Here is a 20,244-nt window from a genome sequence, read left to right as displayed (position 1 = left end):
TCTACTTTTATGGTATTGCCTTAAGAAAAAGAACACGTAGCAGGTGTTAGAATACCTATTACGTGTTCTATTTATAATTACTTTTTATACTAATTTACAATATTAAACACTTCTAAATTTTCACTAATAATGTTTTTCTTCATAAGTTCTACTATTGCCTTTGCAGTATCTAATGAAGTAATAACTGAAACGTTATTCTCAATAGCGGTTCTTCTAATCCTAAAGCCATCCGTTTTAGAATCATTTCCCTTAGTAGGGGTATTTATTACTAAATCAACCTTTCTACTCTTTATTACATCTACAATATTCGGGATTCCTTCAGTGATTTTCTTAACCTCTATGGCGTGGATGCCATTGTCTTTTAATAGCTTAGCTGTTCCCTCTGTTGCTATAAATTTATACTTAAGTTCATTAAAAGCCTTAGCTATAGACAAAAACTCTTCATAATCCTGGGGATTTATAGTAGCCAATATAGTGCCTTTAACTTTTTTAATTTTCATTCCCGACGAAATAAATCCTTTATATAATGCCTCTTCAAAATTTCTTCCTATTCCTAACACTTCTCCGGTGGATCTCATTTCAGGTCCGAGACACACCTCAACCTCTGGAAGTTTTTGAGTAGAGAATACCGGAACTTTAACTGATACTAATTTCGCCTCCTTATAAACTCCAATACCATACCCCAAATCCGCTAGTTTTTCTCCTAGCATAACCCTTGTTGCCAGCTCTACTATCGGCACTTTGCTAACCTTGCTAATGTAGGGAACAGTACGGCTAGCTCTTGGATTAACCTCTATTATATATAATTTATCTTTAAATTCTATAAATTGAATATTAATCATACCTATTACTTCTAGTCCTATTGCTATTTTCTTAGTGTATTGTAATATTTTTTCTTTTATATGCGCTGATATATTTTGACTTGGATATATAGTAATACTATCTCCAGAGTGAACTCCTGCTCTCTCTAGATGTTCCATAATACCTGGTATTAATATTTCCTTCCCGTCACAAATAGCATCAACTTCTATCTCTCTACCTAATAAGTATCTATCTATTAAAACAGGATTTTTCTTATCTTTTTCAAAGGCATTCACTAAATAATGTTCCATTTCCTCTTCTGCATAAGCTATTTCCATTCCCTGACCGCCTAATACATAGGAGGGTCTAACCAAAACTGGATAACCTATGATTTTAGCCTCTTTTAATCCTTCTTTTAAATTCCAAACTGCTTTTCCCATTGGTCTATTAATATCTAATCTTTCGAGTAATGCATCGAACTTTTCTCTATCCTCCGCTGCATCTATTTGCTCAGGCTTAGTTCCATAAATAGGTATATTTTTTTCTCTTAGAAATTCAGCAAGATTAATAGCAGTTTGACCTCCGAATTGAAGTATAACCCCATCCGGTTTTTCTTTTTCAACAATGTTTAGCACTTCTTCTTCTGTTAATGGTTCAAAATATAATTTATCTGAAATATTAAAATCAGTACTTACTGTTTCTGGGTTATTATTTACTATTATGGTCTCAATTCCTAGCTTTCTAAGTGCAATTACACTATGAACAGATGCGTAATCAAACTCAATCCCCTGCCCTATTCTTATAGGCCCTGAACCTATTACCATAACCTTCCTTCTATCACTTACCTCAACCTCATCATATTCATCATAGGTTGAGTAATAATAAGGCGACAAAGCTTCAAATTCGCCTCCACAGGTATCCACCATTTTATAGACAGGTTTAATGTTCCATATAGTTCTCAGTTCATAAACTACATTTGGTTTAACCCCTAATAAATCTGCGATCCCTTTATCAGAGTATCCTTTTTTCTTTAATAACTGTAACCAATCTTTGTTCATATCTCCTAAGGTGGAATTTTTTATTTTTTCCTCTTCTTTTACTATCCACTTAATTTTATTTACAAAGAATTTATCCATGCCTGTAATTTCTGAAACCTTATCCACCATATAATCACGTCTCAGCATTTCAGCTAAATAAAATATCCTCTCATCGTCAGGCGCCATGACTCTTTCCTTTAATTCTTGCAGACTTTTTAGTGATAGGGATTCATATTGTAATGAATACTTTCCAATCTCCAAAGAGCGGATTCCTTTCAATAGAGCTGCTTCAAAATTACTTCCAATTGCCATTATCTCCCCTGTAGCCATCATCTTTGTACCTAAAACTCTATTCGCTCCCTGAAACTTATCAAAAGGCCACTTAGGAATTTTAACTACCACATAATCTAGCGAAGGTTCAAAACACGCATATGTTTTTTGTGTGACTGCATTTTTTATCTCGTCTAGTGCATATCCTAGCGCTATCTTCGCTGCTACTTTTGCAATTGGATAGCCAGTTGCCTTTGAGGCTAGTGCAGAGGATCTACTTACCCTGGGGTTTATTTCTATAACTGCATACTCAAAGCTTTTGGGATGGAGAGCAAGTTGGACATTGCATCCACCTTCTATACCTACATTGTTTATAATATCAATGGATGCGCTTCTAAGCATTTGGTATTCTTTATCCGAAAGAGTTTGGCTTGGCGCTACAACAATACTATCTCCAGTATGAATTCCTACAGGATCTATATTTTCCATGCTACATACACAAATACAATTACCTCTGCCATCCCTCATAACCTCATATTCTATCTCTTTCCATCCCTTAATGCTCTTTTCTATAAGAACCTGTCCGATAGAGCTTAATTGCAATCCTAGTTCTAATATCTCAGTTAGTTCCTCTTCGCTTTCAGCAATTCCTCCACCACTCCCACCTAGTGTATAGGCAGGTCTTACAATTACAGGATATCCTATTTGGCCCGCGAATATTAATCCTTCTTCCATGTCTGTAACAATTGCACTTTCCACGACTGGCTGATTAATCTCTTGCATAAGATTTCTAAAGATTTCTCTATCCTCACCTTTTTTTATGGCTTCTATAGAGGTTCCTATTACTCTCACATTATATTTATCTAAAATACCATTATCAGCTAATTCCACAGCTAAATTCAAGCCAGTTTGCCCTCCCATACCCGCAAGTAAACTATCTGGTCTTTCCTTATCAATAATTTTTTCTAAAAATTCTATGGTTAACGGTTCTATATAAACAATGTCTGCAACTTCTTTATCTGTCATTATTGTTGCTGGATTACTATTTACAAGTACAACTTCTACACCTTCCTCTTTTAATGCTTGGCAAGCTTGTGTTCCGGAATAATCAAATTCGGCAGCCTGTCCAATTATTATTGGCCCCGATCCAACCACTAATACTTTTTTAATGCTTTTATCTAACGGCATATAAATCCTCCTCTAAGTAATCTTTTATTTAATCTATTTGTGCATCCCAAATTTCATCTACTTCTCCCCATAGCTTATGCTTTCTAATTTCATTACCAAGCTATATCGTCGAAAGAAATTTGTCAAAAATAGCTTCTATATCCTTAGGTCCCGGACTAGCTTCCGGATGGAACTGTACAGAAAATATCGGCATAGTCTTATGCTTCATACCTTCTATAGTGCCATCATTTACACTAACATGAGTAATTTCCATATTCTTCGGCAGTTTGCTTACATAATATCCATGGTTTTGTGATGTAATATAAACCTTATTTTCTTCTATATCTTTTACAGGGTGATTACACCCTCTATGACCAAATTTAAGTTTTTCAGTTTTTCCTCCAAGGGCTAATGCTAAAAGTTGATGACCTAGGCATATCCCAACTATAGGTTTTTTACCGATAATTTCTTTTAACTCTTTAATTACTCCTTTTAAATCTTCCGGGTCTCCAGGTCCATTTGATAAAAATATTAAATCTGGATTAACCTTTAATATTTCGTTTGCAGGTGTAACCGCAGGAAATATTGTTAATTTGCAATTTCTTTGCATAAAGCAGCGTAGAATATTTTCTTTTATTCCAAAATCTATGATAGCTACATGTCGCCCCGCGCCTTCAATCGTGTAACATTTTTTTGTAGTAACCTTCATTACAGCATCGTTATTATTAGACGCCGCGAGCTTTTGCTTTATTTCACTTTGTGATAATTCCTTCGTAGTAATAATACCTTTCATAGTTCCCTTATTTCTAAGTATTTTTGTCAATGCTCTTGTATCAATGCCTTCTAGCCCTATTATTTTATTTTGTTTAAAATACCCTTCTAAATCCATTTCGCATCTAAAATTATTGGGGTAATCGCATTTTTCCCTAACAATAAAGCCCCTGACCTTTGGCGCCTTCGACTCTACATCTTCTAAATTAATTCCGTAATTGCCAATGAGCGGATAGGTCATAGTTACTATTTGGCCATAATAGGATGGATCTGTTAAAATCTCTTCATATCCAGTCATACCTGTATTAAAAACCACTTCCCCTACGCTTTCTTTTAAATACCCAAATATATTACCCTCAAATATTATTCCATTCTCTAAAATCAATTTGCCTTTCATCTTAAAACCTCCTACATCAAAATCATTTTTTTAAAATATCAAAACATACTTATACAAAAATAAAGGATAACAAAAAGATTATTCAAATAATCTTTTTGTTATCCTTATTAATATATTGATAATATTTATTAACGGAATAGAAAACATATTTACAGTTTTATTGCGAATACTAATAACTGTGTTATATTTAACAGTATGAAATTCAAAATTGGCAAAGCAAAAAAAATATGGCATAATCATCTATACTCCTTCCTAGCCTCACAGGACTAACTTAAAAGTGTACTTCTTTTTTTATATCGTTTATAATTTCTTCTTAGTTTAATTTAAATTTTGTAATTTGTCAATGCATAAATATAATTTTTAGTTGCAAATTTATTCATATTTGATAACATAGTAGTTGACACTAACATTATTTATAATTAACAATAACATATCTACCCCAAAGAATAACCAGGAGGCAACAGAATGCAAAGAATCGGAATGAGAAATATAAAAACAGCAATTTCAGTTTTTATATGTATAATAATATTGAGGGCTTTTCATAGTACATTTCCCTTTTATGCATGTATTGCTGCGGTAATAACAATGCAAAGTACTGTTCACAATTCTTTTACTACAGGTAAAAATAGGATGATTGGTACTATTATAGGAGCAATTTGGGGATTAACCTTCGCACTTATAAGTCCTAACAATGTATTCCTTAGTAGCATTGGGATAGTATTTGTAATTTATTCATTGAACCTTCTTAATAGAAAAAATTCTATTATCATTGCCTGTGTAGTTTTTTTAGCAATAATGACGAATCTTAAAGAAGGCACCCCCCTAGTTTATAGTTTCAATAGAGTTATAGAAACTTTTCTAGGTATATTTGTATCAGTTTTAGTAAACTATCTTATATTCCATCCTAAATTTTTAGATAACTTACATAAAGACGGAAAAATTTTAATCCTTAATATTTTCACATATTCTAAAGATATATTTGATTTCAATGGGGATATTAATCTTTCTAATTTAAATCTTCAAATATCCAAATTGGAAAAATCACTAGACTCATATTTAAGTGAAATACAGAGTGAAAACGCTGAAAAACAACATGTTTACAAAATTAATAGTGTTATAGATACTTCAAAAACTGCTTATAATCACCTAGTTATACTAAACTCTATGATATTCACCAATTCGACTTGTAATTGCTATTTTAATGAAAGTAATCTCTTTAACATAAACGAACTGCTCCATAAAAGTATACTTAGTAAATCTTACATAAATAACGATATAAATATAGTATTTAACTTCCATGTTCAACATTTACTTGAAACATTAACGACTTTAAGAGAAATATACTCAGAAAAGTATTGAGCTATCTAATAAGGAAAGCCGTACTGCGAATTCACAGTACGGCTTTCCTTAACGAATTATAAATCTGTCTTTGTATAATATACAATACCTAACGCACCAGGTCCAACATGAGTTCCTATTACAGGCCCAATTGGAGCTATGTCTATTTTCTTACCTATACATTCTTCAACTGTTTTTGCAAAAGCCTGTGCACCCTCCACATCATTTATGTGATGGATCATTACTTCGCCAAGACCATGTGAACTTATATCTTCATTAAACTTATCAATCATAGTTTGTATTGCACGTTTTTTAGTCCGCACCTTATTAAACAATTCTGTTTTCCCATCAACTACAGTGAGAATAGGTTTAATTTGAAAGATAGTACCCAGCAGTGCACTTGCACCACCTATTCTACCACCTTTTTTTAGATACTCTAAAGTATCAGGTATAAACAGAAATCTGCTTCTTTTTATATTGTCTTTTACTATACAAACCACTTCATCTATTGATTTTCCCTCTTGTGCTGCAATAGCCCCTATTAATGCTGCAAATCCAAGTTGCATACAATTAGATCTAGAATCTATAATCTCTATTAATGCATTTGGATAATTTTCTAGAATCATATTTTTTGCAAGGCATGCATTTGAATATGTTCCACTCATCTCTGACGATAGGAAAACTCCAACAACTTCAATATTATCTTTTACGAGCTTTTCTAGGATGTTGTACATTTCATCTAATGATGGTTGTGATGAAGTGGGAATACTTGTGCTTTTATCAAGTTTTTCGTAAAAAGTTTCATTTTTAATATGGATTTCTTTAAATTCCTCATTTTCAAAAATAACACTTAATGAAGCTACAGAAATATCATATTTTATTGTTAACTCCTGACTTATATACGATGTACTATCAGTTACTATTTTTACAGTCATTGTTCATCCCCCACTTATTCATTGTTAAATATATTATACTACAGTCTTGTGCTAAACAATACCCTAGAAGATATTAATAAGATAAATCAACAATTATAATAAATTTATAACCACAATAACTGTAATATATTTCACAAAATATTAAATTATTTTAAACTCTTACAAACAGCACTAAAATACCTTGTCATATGTTATAATAAAAGAGGAAAAAAGCAGGAGATGCAAATAATTATGAACTGTTTCTTCTTAAATAACTATTAAAATTTAAGCTTTAATATAACCAATATATAATCAAAGGGAGGTGCTGCAACAATATAGGTTAAATCATAATATATCTACCTATATTTGAAAGCAGGAAATTATGGATAATGATAAACGACCGGAAAAAGACACTAGTGAGAGTATAAATAATTTATATTCAACCGACAATTTAGAAACGCATAAAACTAAATCTAGTGAATCCACTCAGTTAAAAGCTCATGGTGAAAGTCAAAAGTACATAAAAGAAATGCATGAACTCGCAGACAAAAATGAATTAAAGAACAATTTAATTGTTTTAGGACTTTTTATAGTTATAGCCGCTATAATTGTGTTTTCTATATTAATGAACACCTCTTTCATGAAGCCTAAAACAGACATAGTTGCCAAAAAAAACGTTACAAAAAGTACTGTTGGCACCGTTAAACCTATTACATCCCAAGAGAAAATTTTTGACTATTTAGGTGTAGAAGCAAATAGAACATCTACCCTAGAAAAAGCAATCCTATTAAACAAAGGGAGCAAAACAGGAGTAACTGTATATCTCTTATCAGAAATTTTAAGATCAAATGAAATTGCTATCCCGAAAGAAACATCCACTGTTAAACAGTTGATGGCGGATTTAACTTCATTGGGCTTCAAAAAAAATACTGACTTTACTAAATTAGAAAAAGGAGATATATGTTTCACCACAGATGTGGCTAAAAAGCCTGGTGTCCCTTCCCACGCTTACGTGTTTATGGGTTGGGTAGAAGAGGGCAAGACTGATTATGCCAATATAGGTGATGGTCAAATTCAAGAATATGGTAATATACTCCATAAACGAAATATATCTATTTCAGTTGACGAAAAAGATAAATTCAGCTTTTTTCTTAGAAAATAAATTAAAAATGAAAAGTATTAATTTCTATATTAAAGAAACTATGGATAGCCTAAGGGTTATCCTTTTATTTTTATAAAAATTTGTTATTATTACTGGAAATTTTTATAAAATTTTAGTAAAATGTATGTGATTGTATTTCAAAAAATACTATAACTTATAAAATTGAAAAAGCAAGGGGGAACTAATGAGAAATTCAAATATTTTAAAAACTTATTCCGGTCTTCCTAGAAGTATTTATGTTGTATTTTTTGCTAGAATTATTAACAGTATGGGTAGTTTTGTTCATCCTTTTCTAACACTATTTCTTACCATCAACTTAGGTCTCGGAACTGAAACTGTAGGTTTATTTTTAATGATGGCGGCTTTTTCTTCTATCCCCGGTTCATTAATCGGCGGAAAGTTATCAGATCATATTGGCAGAAAAAAAATTATTATTATTTTTCAAGGTTTGGCAGCCCTCTGCCTTATTCCTTGTGCCTTTCTCGGTAAATCTTTAACAATACCATATCTGCTAATTCTATCATCCTTTTTTGGTGGAGCTGCTCAACCAGCAAATAGTGCTATGATGGCAGATTTAACAAATACACAAAATAGAAAAGCTGCATACTCTCTTTTATATTTAGGAATTAATATAGGCTTTTCTCTCGGACCACTAATCGCAGGCTTTTTATACAATAATCATTTAAAAATTCTATTTATAGGTGATGCTGCTACAACCATATTATCCCTAATACTAGTTTCTGTATTTGTAGAGGAGACACTTCCCACTAAATCAAAGTCTAGAAATACAGTCAATACTGCCTTATATAATGAAAATGAAAAAGCTCAAGAAGGAAGCTTACTAAGTGTGCTCTTAAGAAGGCCTTATCTTATAGCCTTTGCCACAGTTTCAATGATTTATTCATTTATGTATTCTCAATTTGGTTTCATTACACCAATGCAAATGAGGAAACTTTTCAGTATCGATGGTCCAAAGCTTTATGGCTCTATAATGGCTATTAATGGACTAGTAGTAGTAACTATGACCACAATTATAGCAACTGTAACAAAAAAATTTAGACCTATATTTAATGTTACCTTAGCTGGTTTATTTTTCTCTATAGGCTTTGGAATGTTATTTTTCGCAAAAACATTTACGCTCTTTGTTATTTCTACAATTATATGGACAATTGGTGAAATACTATCTGCCACTAATTCTGGAGTATATATTGCAAATCATACACCTATGTCCCATAGAGGTAGATTTAATGCAGTTATACCCTTAATTACTGGCACAGGTTTTGCCATTGGACCCTTTATGATGGGTTTCTTTATTAGAAATAGACAAGTAAACTCCGCATGGCTCCTTGTATTTTTCTTTGGGATCTTAGCTTCCGCTTGTATGTACTTATTATATTTAAATGAAAAGAGGAAAGAAGTATAGCTTTCACCTTTTCTGGTTCAAAAGTATTAATGCCCCAGGTCTCCCTGAGACGTTATTTTTTAAAAATTTATTTCTTTTATAACATTTCCCTCTAAATCCTTTATTTGGAATAAATCATCTTGAAGTATTGCATAAGAATTAGGGCTGTTTTCCTTAGGTAATGATAGGGATCCTGGATTTAATACATATATTTTATTATGTTTTTTAGCTACAGGCAGATGCGTGTGACCATGTACCAAAACATCATTTTCATTTAAATTCGGCAGATTATCCTCATTATATATGTGCCCATGTGTCAAAAATAATCTTCTGTTATTGTACAATATTATAGAATAATCAGCCATCATAGGATATTCTATGAGCATTTGATCCACTTCACTATCACAGTTTCCTCTAACGGCTATTATCTTGTCTTTATATTCATTTAAGAGGTTTGCTACTTCCTGAGGTTTGTACTCCTCTGGCAATGGGTTTCTTGGTCCATGATATAATGCGTCTCCTAGCATTATTATATAGCTAGCTCCTTCTTCTTTATAAAGTTCTAACGCCTTTTTTAAAAAGAAAAGTGAACCATGTATGTCTGAAATAAAAAATATTTTCATTTCTACTTAACTCCTTCCAGAAAAATTAATTTTTATGCTTAATAATTCCTATAGCTGTACCTATAATGTATGTATCTTCGCTATCTATTACAATAGGCTTGTATTTTTCATTTTCTGGCATAAGTAATATTCTATCTTTTTCTATAGAAAGCCTCTTTAAAGTAGCATTCCCACCTATATCAACTGCTACAATATCCTTATTATTTGCAGCATGTTCCTGCCTTATTATTACATAATCTCCATTGTTAATATTAGCACCAATCATACTGTCTCCTTTAACTTTTAAAATGAAGGCATTTTTCACTCCCTTTAACCAGTACCTTGGAAGGTAAAACTTTCCTTCCATTTCAGAATTGATAAGTATTGGCTCTCCTGCTGCTATATCACTATATACAGTTAGTTCCAATAATTCCTCATTTATATACTCGTAATCACCTTTTTCATCATTTACTAGAATATCTGATATTCTACTATAGTCCCTCATAAATTCATAGGATCTACTATGCCTTAAATCACAAAATTGAAAATTTTCCAGTGATTGAATGTCTAAATTTGTGCTCTTTATTTCCACATGTTTTCTTTGAAGAATTTGTTGCGTTTTATATTTATTTTTAAATAAATGAGTTATCGTTTTTTCTCCTAGAGGTTTAGCATTAATTCTTTTTCCCTTTACTATCCAAGAATTAGTATTGTGAGGCGCATCTATATCAACAAGGAACATCATGTTAGAATATGATTTCTTTTTAAATAATGCATTAATAAAATCTACTTGTACCTTAGTCAAGTTGTTACTTTTGTCAACTATAATATGACAATACTTGTCTTTTGTAATGGTTTGTGCCATTTGCAACGCGTATATATTAATATCTTCATCATCCACTAAATCCTCTAATCTAAGCTTTTCATTATAGGTAATCATAAGCTGAAATATTGCTTTTCTAGCAGTGGAATTTTTAAGAATTGTTTGTGGACCTTTTCCTTTTTCACATTTTTTTCCTGTTCTATTGGATTGTAAATAGGAATCACTTGTTAAATAATTGCAACTTTTCATCCACTTTACTTCTCCAATGAAAAATTCAACATAATTAGTATGTAATATCCTTAGAGTTGGATAAATACCTTTAATCTCCAATATACATTTTTTCATAATGTTATTTTTCTTATCATTACTTATTATTTGTTCATTTTTTAATTTATATTTGCTTTTATATTCTAAAAAATATTCATGTAAAATACTCTCTAATGTAACCACCCTAAATTTTTTCTCACTATTAGAAAATAGAGTTAAATAATCTAACCTAGTTTCTTTTTCTACCCTTCTATATATGTCTTCAATATAATTTATGTCTTCATCCTTAGACGTTAACATTAATATTTTATCCTCTTCATATAAACAATAGTTGTTTTTTAGATAAAGACTTCTATAAATGGACGCAGTTGTTTTACCTGAACCTTGGATCCCTCTAATTGTACTATATCTTGATGGTTTGCTATGAATCATTCTCTTTTGCTCTAAAGTTAATTCCATCTCGTCACCTCCACTGTTGTAGACATACTATATTATACCTTAAATTTTACTATTTAAAATGTATTGTAAATGTTTTATTGGAAATATTTTTAAAAACTCCCTATAATACCTGATATAATTTTTGAATATCTACACACACCTAGTGAGCATACTAAGTTGAAGAACAATTTAAAAACTTTTGTAAATAGGATTAATTAGGGGTGATTAGTGTGAAATCAAAACTATTGAGTATTATTCTTTCTTCAATGCTTACAGTTAGCTGTTTATCAACTACTGTTTACAGCAAAGAATTAAGATGTAGTTCAATTATAGATTCTAAAAATCAATATATTCAATATCATAACAAAGATAATTCAAAAACACCTACTTTAATAAATTTTTTCAAAAACGTCTTTAGTAATAATGAACCTTTCAATGGTTTAAGTACTAAAGAATATAATTGGTATTTCCAGCCTCGTAATGACAATACTCCACCCGAGGGGCCTAAAGAAACCACTAAAATCATATCAGACTATGAGTCTTTTTATCTAGGAGATACGTCAAATAAGATACTATATTTAACTTTTGATGAAGGATATGAAGCAGGATATACTGCTCCAATTTTAGATGTTTTAAAAAAACATAATGTGAAAGCGGCTTTTTTCGTTGTAAAACCCTATATTACTTCTAACCCAGAATTAATTAAAAGGATGGTTGATGAAGGACACTTAGTATGCAACCATAGTTCTCATCATCCTTCAATGGCATCAATAGTAGACGTGGAAAAATTCAATAGAGAATTATCTGATGTAGAAGTGGAATATGAAAATATAACGGGGAAAAAAATGTCCAAATATTTTAGACCTCCAATGGGGAAATATAGTGAGCTATCCTTGAAATATACTCAAGACTATGGTTATAAAACTATATTTTGGAGTTTCGCTTATATGGATTGGCTTACTAATAAACAACCGTCACATGAAAGTGCCAAAAAACGTATTATGCAACGAACCCACAATGGTGGAATTATGTTACTACATGCAGTATCAAAAACCAATGCTGAAATATTAGATGATGTAATTACGCAGTGGAAAAGCCAAGGATATGAGCTAAAAACACTAGATGAATTACCTACTAAACATTAATAAACAAAAAAAAAAGTATATATTATGTAAATTGCATTTGTTTATAATTACTTAGGATCGATAAATGCACTTGTAATAATATATACTTTTCTAATTGTTGATTATCAAGATGAAGTGGATGCTCCTGCAATAGCTGCAGTGCTACTAGCCGCTGCTATGAGAGCTACAGTTTGTGCTGCGATTAGTGCTTCAATAGAAATTCCAATAGCTGTTTGAATAAGATCCTTTTGGCCTTTTATATTCTGAATATATACATCACTAACCAAAGCAGCAGCAGTATATAAATGTGTTTCTTTGGTTAACCATTTATACTTTTTAGTAGACTTAAGAACTTTTACAACGTCAATAACTTGATCTACTGCCTCATACCCTCTTTCGCCAAGTATAGCTAAGAATCCTATTACTGCATACCCAGTAGAATAAACCTTCATTTTATTTTCTTTTAACTTATCAAATATTTCTTTACATCTTAAAACCTTAACTTTATTCTCCTCTTTTTGGAAACTAAGTATATGAGATAAAAATTGAAGCCCATTATTTTTTCCAAACCCATTTTCATTCAATAATTTATAGCACTCTTCTATATTCTCTATGATACTACTAACTGAGGCATCTGAATTGGCTAAAAGTATAGAAAGCGGGTAATCGTCTCCACCAGTTAACCATGGATGATTGTTTTTCATTTCACTATATATCTCTTTGGCTTTATTTATTCTTGTTTCTACCATTTCTTCACTACAAGTAGCTAAAAGAGCATAATTAGCTATGGGTAAATACATATTATTCTTAAATCCTTCCTCTCTCATTTTTTTATCATAATTTAGCATTTTATCAAATTCATATTTTGGATTATCATATTGACATGCAAGTAATGCTGATAAAATTATCTTAGAAGTACCTCTATAATTAGAAAACACCCCAGTTGTTTTTTTAATATGCGCCCTCACATCTTCAATCTTCTCTTTATCAAAATTTCTGTTATTTAATGTATGAGTCAATGCTGTAAAATGATTGGTTAAAGATTCTTCCCATTTATATTCTGATGATACTTGTTGAAATAAATCTATTAGTCTATCTAGTTTTTCTTTCACTAATTCCTCCATAAATAATAACGCCCTCCATTTATTTATTTTTATATATCATTTCTACATGTGGAATATCATCTTCTAAATACACATTACTAACTTGTACAAATCCCAAACTCGAATAAAAATCCAATAAATATTCTTGTGCAGAAATTTTTATTGTATTTTCATTCAGATGGTTTTCGATAAATTCTATTGCCTTTTGCATCATTTGTTTTGCTAAGCCGCTCCTACGATAATTCACATTCGTTAACACTCTTCCTATAGATATCTCACTATAAGCGACACCTTTTTCTAAAATCCTTAAATATACAATAATTTCTCCGTTTTCTGTTGCATATAAATGGTAAGATTCTTTATCTTTACCATCACAATCTTGATAAATACATTTTTGCTCTACAACAAAAACTTCATTTCTAATTTTCAAAATATCATACATTTCTTCACCGGTTAACTCATTAAACTTTTTTATTTTCCAGTTCATGCTCCTTGTACCTCCTGACATCTTAAATACTTTGTTTATCTCCACTAAAAAAATATCGGTTTCTTTAAATTCATTTTACGTATTACTTGCTTTTAATAAAAAAACAATATTCACTACATAAAATTTTTTATTAATCCTATTACTAATAAATGTACTGGGTAAAAAGCATAAAACAAGTATTTTAAATTTTTACCCTTCTCACCGTTATAGCTAAATATAAAAACTAATGCTAGTATCGATAATGCTTGATTAAACCAAATAAGCTTAATTGATATACCAGGATACCTCGAGATCGCAAATAAAATTTGTGATGCATAAAATAATATAAATACAGTGGTTTGAGAAATAACCGTTTTAATTTTACTTTCTCTAAAAATATAAAATACAACGATCATAGCAACTCCATATATCCCATAATCTGTACTAAACGCTTGCGCTGTTATACCTAATGCTGATATAGCTATTATTTTACCAATTGTAGATTCTCCTTTATCCAAAACACGTATTGCTATTAATCCAATTACTAAAGTGAAGAAAATATTTAAATGAGGCGATGGACTTCCTACAAAAAATCTTAAAAAATCAGAAAAACTATGTATACTAAGCCCTTCACCAAAGGCCAATGAAAATGGTATCTGAGATACAGCTGCAAATATCAACAGTCTGTATACATATTTAGAAAATGAATTAGTTTTAGAATATCCTATAGCAATTAAATAAGCAAATATAGGAAAAGATAATCTTCCTATCATTCTCATAATTATGGCCTCTGGGAAAAGTGCCGCCCCCATATGGTCAATTAACATTAAAACACATGCAATAATCTTCAGCATGCTGGTTGTCATAAATATCCCCCCAAAGTATTCATTAATATAGATTGTTTTATTTGTAAATTATACCATTTAAAAAATAATTTTGCATCGTTTTTTCTCTAAGATTTTTTTATATTAGCTCTTCTTATTTTTTAAGTCCTAATATAATCTTCTTTAGCCCTCCACACATATCTAACTCTAAACCCCGAATCCTATCAATTATAACCTCACTATCACATTGCAATAATTGCCTTCTAAAATTTTTATCCTTAAAGAAATTATTATCATACTTATTTATGTAGCTTTTCAAAGCTTCAAAAAAACTAAAGCACACTTCTTTTTCCTGTAACTTTGAAAAATCATTAACTACCCATACTATATAATCTCTGACCTTCTCTATCCCACCATGGTTGAATAAATAATCAAAGAGTTGCTGAAAGTTGTAATTTATATAAAAATCTTCAGAGAAAGCATCTTTTTTTTCAGGAATGTAGTCCAATGTATTATGAAAATTACACTCTATGAAACCAACCATAATTTTTCTAAAGGTTTCTCTCGTAATTTCCTTTTCATAAAAATATTGTATTCTCTCTTTTACTTTCAAAAGTATAGGAGGCACTTCATAACCTTCCGTTATTATTTTAAGGGAAATCTCACAAATCTTTCTTTCACTAAGACTAGTTTCCCTATCTACACTACTTGCTAATATTCTCTGAAGATAATATACCATCATGTATGTATCATTATTTTTATATTTTTCTTCCATAATGAAACTCTTTATTTGCCTCTTAGATATCTCAGCAAGATCTATATCTTTTAAGATATTCCTATCAATTTCTTTTTCTTTAGCCCCTAGGTTCCATACTTCAAATTTTTGTGGTATGTTATTTTCAATTTGCACTATATTGTTTTCTTCAGATTTATTTAACTCATATTCCAATATATTTTCAAAATTAGCTGTGAATATTTGATTATATTCTTTCAAGCTAACCACTTGACCTAGCTGATTTTCTTTAATATATTTATCACTTTTACTAAAAAATCCATTCAATACTTGCAAGTTTTCTAGATTATCCCAAACAAAATCTAAATATGCATTTTCATTTTCTAATTTCATTACATTTAAATGTCTTCCCTCTTGAAAATCAAAAACATATGCGAAAGATTTCTCTACATCAGCTTTTCTTATTCCATCCTTGCCCACAAACTGAAGATTTATGTATTCCTTACTTTTTGAATCTTTCACATAAGTTATAAACCCAAATTTTCTTCTAACCACATATGGAAGCCCTATATATATATACTCCATTAGCTGTTTTGAATATTTTGATAATTGCTGTGCAGGTACTTTAAGCAATATATATATTTTCCTGTTATTTAAAACTGAGTCAAAGCAAGCACTTAAAATCTTCTTATAAGTACCCTTTTGTATATTTAATTCCTTAAAAAACTGATCCTTTGCGAAAAATTCATGGCTTTGTTTGTATATGGGTATATCAATTATCTCATCTAAAAAAGTTTTACTCAGTCCATGCTCATCAGTAAGTAGTAAATCACAAATAAAAACTGGCATTTTAAATGCTGCCTGAAAAATTCTTTCAGGATTTCTTATATAAAATTCCTTCTGAACTTCACTTACTACATAATTATGGGTGAAATATCGGTTTCTTTCACCCGTATAGTCTTTGCCGACGAAACTTGAACATCCAATTACCATTTCTCTAGATGGTATATTAATACACATAAGTGCTTTAGGATACCTATTTAAATTTTCTTCCTGTATAAGTTCAAAAGGTGCTTCATAAAAACAATAGTCATGAAGCACCCCCTTTATTAACTTATCTTCTAATCCCTTACTTTTTGCAATAGTATCATATCCTGGAGTATCACTGTATAATCCTTTTTTGTCTCTTGTATAATAATGTTGCTGAATCATACTAATCCCTTCCTTCATTAATATAACCCATTTGATATAAAAGCCATAGAAAAGGCTCCTCTATTCTTAAAGGTGATATAGTAAAGTTGCTATTAATTTTACTCTTTTCTGGATTACGACCTAAAGAAGACACTGCAAAAAAACCTGTATTTTTAAAACACGCATCCATGGCACCTTTAAAAGGTGTGTCTACTTTAGTTAAAAACCTTCTGATTTCACCATCAATATTTTCAAATTCATTTAGATTAAAGATGCCCTCATGATTATAATTTCTAAATATGTTACTACTGGCACTTATATACTCTTCATCATTTAAACTAACTAGCATATCACTTTTAGTAACCACTACAGCTGTGGGTATATCTGTTATTGTTTTTTCCTGCTTAGATATAAAATTTTCAAATAAATACACAAGAATTTCTTTAGGCTCTTGATATTTATCTGTGAAATCACCTTTTGCTCCATTTGCTAAATTAATTTTTTTCCTTAACGCTCTCATTTGCAATGGGTCTATAAGAAATATAATGCCATCAGAATTTTGAATGTGTTCTCCGTGCTTGTCCATATAATCTTTATCCGTCATACCTTCGCCCGGCACATCATAAAACACAAAAGTTATTGGCTTTTTAGTATCATCTTTAAACTTAAAAGTTTCAATCAATGGATCCATATGTTGTTTTGGTGTAGGCTCTAACATCTTATTAAATTCAAATATTATCCTCTGGTTTTTTTTTATATCTTCATTATACTCTGAGCTTCCAGGTATAACCGCGGCTTTAAACTTTTCCGCAATGTGACGTTCAAGATGGTATAAAAGGCAAGTCATATAAACGGACTTTCCTGCTTGTGACGCTCCTATCACTGAAATGATTTTTGTATCCCCTCTGCCTGAAGTTATAGGGAGAAGATTATGACAATATGGGCATAGTCTCTCCGCTGTAACCTTATCATAGTTATCTCTTACTTCAATAATAGCATTATCAACCTTGGTCTTGTTTTTTTCTGGCAAATCTGATGCTCTAATAATAGCATTTATTTCTCCTAAGGTGGCTTTACCAATCCTTCTATTATATTCATTTAAAATCTCATCAATCTGTTTTTCATACTCTGGATCTCCATCCTGATCATGACTTACCCTAAAATGAACATCCTCATTATTAAAAGTTTTAAAACAAAATGGACATTTTATATCAAATGTATTATGTTTTTCTTTAGACTTTTTCGAATTATTTTTTTTTGTTTCTCTATCTTTATTTCCTAGTCCTAAAATATCAAAAATACCCATATAGTACCTGACCTATAAAAATCAGGTGCTCACCTCCCTTTTATAGCCACCAATGAACTTTCTTTTACTTTTCCCTCAAATTATATGCGCTTCCATACCTATTAACATCCTTTATGAAAATCTTAACAAATTCATTCCTGCTAACTTCTATACTGGGCATTTCATTTACCCCTGGATGAAAGTCCCCTATAAAATCAAATTTTATTCCATCATCCTTATTTATAGGATAGTTTCCCTGTTTTTTTACATAACACAGCACATCTTTTTTAAAATGTGCATCACAAATTATTCTCATTTTCACCTTTTTATTTTTACTAAATAAGGACGTGCGTTCTATAATCTCATAAAAAACATCTGGCTTTCCTGTACAAACAATTACTTCATTTTCTCCATCCTGCTGTTTTACAAGGGTAAGTTCATCATTAATTTGCTCCGCTTTAAAAACCATAAATTTATATTGATTAATTTCCCTTATACTCTCAACATAACCATTGAACTCTCTATACTCTTCTCTAGTAAATATCTTTACATTTTCCTTAGTTATAGCTTCTATACCTACCTCATCTAACGCTTTAGACTTGAAAATATATACTATATCGCAACCCTTAGCCCACTCCCATTTTATAACAAATTTCCCTTTCTCTATTTCACATTTTACAACTTTTATACCTTGTTCTAATCCATCTAAATTTCTCATTCTCATAGCAAAACTCCTACCTATATACCTGATTTTAAAAATGCGTTTATTTCATTTTTAATACCTTCAGGCATAATTTAATTTTTCCCACTGAAAAAATCCCCTTAACTGCCCATTGTCAATTGTCCTCTGTCAACTACACCCCAAACGTATTACTGCCTTTTTCATTCTGTGAATATGAATCATAATCAATTCTTGAATTCACACCTTTAAAAAACCCAGTTTTTTTGTCTTTTACATCTACAGATACTGAAAATAAAGTGAATATAGTTGTTAGCATTACAGCTGCAATTAGCCTATGAATAGTTCCAGCCCAGGGTATAAACCTAAAACCCACTTCTAAAACAATTCCTGCGGTGAGCCCACCTACTAGTCCACCTATAATAAAGCCTTTTAAAAGATATTTATTATCAAACATAAAACTTATTGCTGTTGAAATAACAGCTCCTATAAGGGTTATAAATATTATTCTCATTACTACATAAAATTTAATACTATCAAATAAGCCGTTTCTTTTATCTACCAGTAACCTTTGATCTCTATACTTATAAATTTTGCTGAAAATATCCTTTAAATATTTACTTTCAGAAACACTGTAATAATTTCCGTTAGTTTCATTAGATATTTTCTTTAGCATTTTCAAATTATTATCCTTAGCCATGCCTACAGTATAAACAGAAATTTTATTATCCTGAAAAGGTTTTATAGCTTCTTCAAAGTTTTTATTTAAATCAAAGCTATCCTCTCCATCAGATAACAATAATACAATGGCATTCCTATCAACTTGCGTCGTTCTTTGTATTTCCTTTAAAGCAGTATCTAACGCGGCCTTCATATTTGTCTGCCCCTTAGGAGTTTTTAGAGATTCTAGCTTTTCCAAAGCTACTTCTTTAGTTTTATCTGTAGCTTTAGTCATTGGAAATATTTCTAAAACTTTATCATCAAAGGTGTAAATGGAAAATCTTTTTTCCTCATTCATATTTTTAATAAGATTTTTTGTTGCCTCAAATCTATCATTATTGGAATCTGTACTTTTCATACTTTCTGAAGTGTCGATTAAAAGTAATATATCATTAACCTTTTTATTGTTAATATTAAAGCTATAAATAAATTGAAATAATACACCAACTATAAATAAAAGTACAAAGGTGCAAGGTACTAAAAACTTTAAAGAAGTTTTTAAATAATTATTTTTCCAATTATAACCATTAAGTCTTGGATGGATAGCCTCTGCAATAATACACATAAGCCCTGCAAAGAAAGCTATAATTCCAAAATATAATCCCATGAGTATACTTTGAGGGAAGCTATATTTATAAGTATTTAATAATAGCTCGCTAAATATAAATCCTAAAATCCCCCCTGCCCCACTCATTAAAATCATCAGTCCGTTAATTCTCTTATCCTTCAC

The 20,244-nt window shown here is 30.7% G+C and carries 16 protein-coding genes; 4 read left to right on the top strand and 12 right to left on the bottom strand.

Features of this window, described 5'->3' with window-relative positions; genetic code table 11:
• Positions 1-89: 89 nt before the first annotated feature.
• Both carB and carA read right to left on the bottom strand, forming a co-directional pair.
• Positions 90-3,296, bottom strand: a complete 3,207-nt coding sequence (gene carB, locus KPL50_RS12310; protein WP_216298766.1) for a carbamoyl-phosphate synthase large subunit — start codon at positions 3,294-3,296, stop codon at positions 90-92.
• Between the two features lie 100 nt (positions 3,297-3,396).
• Entirely contained in the window at positions 3,397-4,443 is a 1,047-nt protein-coding gene (gene carA / locus KPL50_RS12305) for a glutamine-hydrolyzing carbamoyl-phosphate synthase small subunit (RefSeq protein WP_216298764.1), read from the bottom strand.
• A gap of 465 nt (positions 4,444-4,908) precedes the next feature.
• Here carA and KPL50_RS12300 point away from each other — a divergent pair, with 465 nt between their 5' ends.
• A complete protein-coding gene (locus tag KPL50_RS12300) occupies positions 4,909-5,802 on the top strand; it encodes an aromatic acid exporter family protein (RefSeq protein WP_216298763.1) in 894 nt (297 codons plus the stop codon).
• Between the two features lie 56 nt (positions 5,803-5,858).
• Here KPL50_RS12300 and KPL50_RS12295 read toward each other — a convergent pair whose 3' ends face one another.
• On the bottom strand, positions 5,859-6,716 hold the full coding sequence (locus tag KPL50_RS12295) for a DegV family protein (RefSeq protein WP_216298762.1): 858 nt from the start codon (positions 6,714-6,716) through the stop codon (positions 5,859-5,861).
• A 361-nt stretch (positions 6,717-7,077) separates the two neighbouring features.
• Between KPL50_RS12295 and KPL50_RS12290 the strand changes: the two genes are divergently transcribed.
• Positions 7,078-7,857, top strand: coding sequence for a hypothetical protein (locus KPL50_RS12290; protein WP_216298761.1), 780 nt, complete (start codon positions 7,078-7,080; stop codon positions 7,855-7,857).
• 184 nt (positions 7,858-8,041) lie between these two features.
• Positions 8,042-9,280, top strand: a complete 1,239-nt coding sequence (locus tag KPL50_RS12285; protein ID WP_216298760.1) for an MFS transporter — start codon at positions 8,042-8,044, stop codon at positions 9,278-9,280.
• A gap of 59 nt (positions 9,281-9,339) precedes the next feature.
• On the opposite strand, the gene yfcE is transcribed toward KPL50_RS12285, so the two are convergent.
• Both yfcE and KPL50_RS12275 read right to left on the bottom strand, forming a co-directional pair.
• A complete protein-coding gene (yfcE, locus tag KPL50_RS12280) occupies positions 9,340-9,882 on the bottom strand; it encodes a phosphodiesterase (RefSeq protein WP_216298759.1) in 543 nt (180 codons plus the stop codon).
• Between the two features lie 25 nt (positions 9,883-9,907).
• Positions 9,908-11,410, bottom strand: a complete 1,503-nt coding sequence (locus KPL50_RS12275; protein ID WP_216298758.1) for a LexA family transcriptional regulator — start codon at positions 11,408-11,410, stop codon at positions 9,908-9,910.
• Positions 11,411-11,619: 209 nt separating this feature from the next.
• Here KPL50_RS12275 and pdaA point away from each other — a divergent pair, with 209 nt between their 5' ends.
• A complete protein-coding gene (gene pdaA / locus KPL50_RS12270; protein WP_309245174.1) occupies positions 11,620-12,534 on the top strand; it encodes a delta-lactam-biosynthetic de-N-acetylase in 915 nt (304 codons plus the stop codon).
• 104 nt (positions 12,535-12,638) lie between these two features.
• On the opposite strand, the gene KPL50_RS12265 is transcribed toward pdaA, so the two are convergent.
• The 7 genes from KPL50_RS12265 to KPL50_RS12235 all read right to left on the bottom strand — a co-directional run bounded on the left by KPL50_RS12265 (position 12,639) and on the right by KPL50_RS12235 (position 20,244).
• Positions 12,639-13,637 (bottom strand): DUF4003 family protein, encoded by a 999-nt coding sequence (locus KPL50_RS12265; RefSeq protein WP_216298757.1) that lies wholly within the window; start codon positions 13,635-13,637, stop codon positions 12,639-12,641.
• 19 nt (positions 13,638-13,656) lie between these two features.
• Complete coding sequence (locus KPL50_RS12260) at positions 13,657-14,103, bottom strand: GNAT family N-acetyltransferase (RefSeq protein WP_216298756.1); 447 nt, start codon at positions 14,101-14,103, stop codon at positions 13,657-13,659.
• Positions 14,104-14,216: 113 nt separating this feature from the next.
• The gene (locus tag KPL50_RS12255) at positions 14,217-14,948 is read right to left on the bottom strand and encodes a TraX family protein (protein ID WP_216298755.1); all 732 of its coding nucleotides are present in this window, start codon (positions 14,946-14,948) and stop codon (positions 14,217-14,219) included.
• A 112-nt stretch (positions 14,949-15,060) separates the two neighbouring features.
• The gene (locus tag KPL50_RS12250) at positions 15,061-16,869 is read right to left on the bottom strand and encodes a hypothetical protein (protein WP_216298754.1); all 1,809 of its coding nucleotides are present in this window, start codon (positions 16,867-16,869) and stop codon (positions 15,061-15,063) included.
• Positions 16,853-18,136, bottom strand: coding sequence for a hypothetical protein (locus KPL50_RS12245; protein ID WP_216298753.1), 1,284 nt, complete (start codon positions 18,134-18,136; stop codon positions 16,853-16,855). Before KPL50_RS12245 ends, KPL50_RS12250 begins: the two co-directional genes overlap by 17 nt.
• A 64-nt stretch (positions 18,137-18,200) precedes the next feature.
• The gene (locus KPL50_RS12240; protein ID WP_216298752.1) at positions 18,201-18,839 is read right to left on the bottom strand and encodes a hypothetical protein; all 639 of its coding nucleotides are present in this window, start codon (positions 18,837-18,839) and stop codon (positions 18,201-18,203) included.
• A gap of 130 nt (positions 18,840-18,969) precedes the next feature.
• Positions 18,970-20,244 carry a VWA domain-containing protein gene (locus KPL50_RS12235; RefSeq protein WP_216298751.1) on the bottom strand — a complete coding sequence of 425 codons (1,275 nt, stop codon included), beginning with the start codon at positions 20,242-20,244 and terminating at the stop codon, positions 18,970-18,972.

Source organism: Clostridium sp. CF012 (assembly GCF_018861755.1).
In the GTDB taxonomy this organism is placed as follows: domain Bacteria; phylum Bacillota; class Clostridia; order Clostridiales; family Clostridiaceae; genus Clostridium_AD.
The sequence above is the reverse complement of the archived record's forward strand: the minus strand, read 5'-3'. Positions and strand labels throughout refer to the sequence as shown.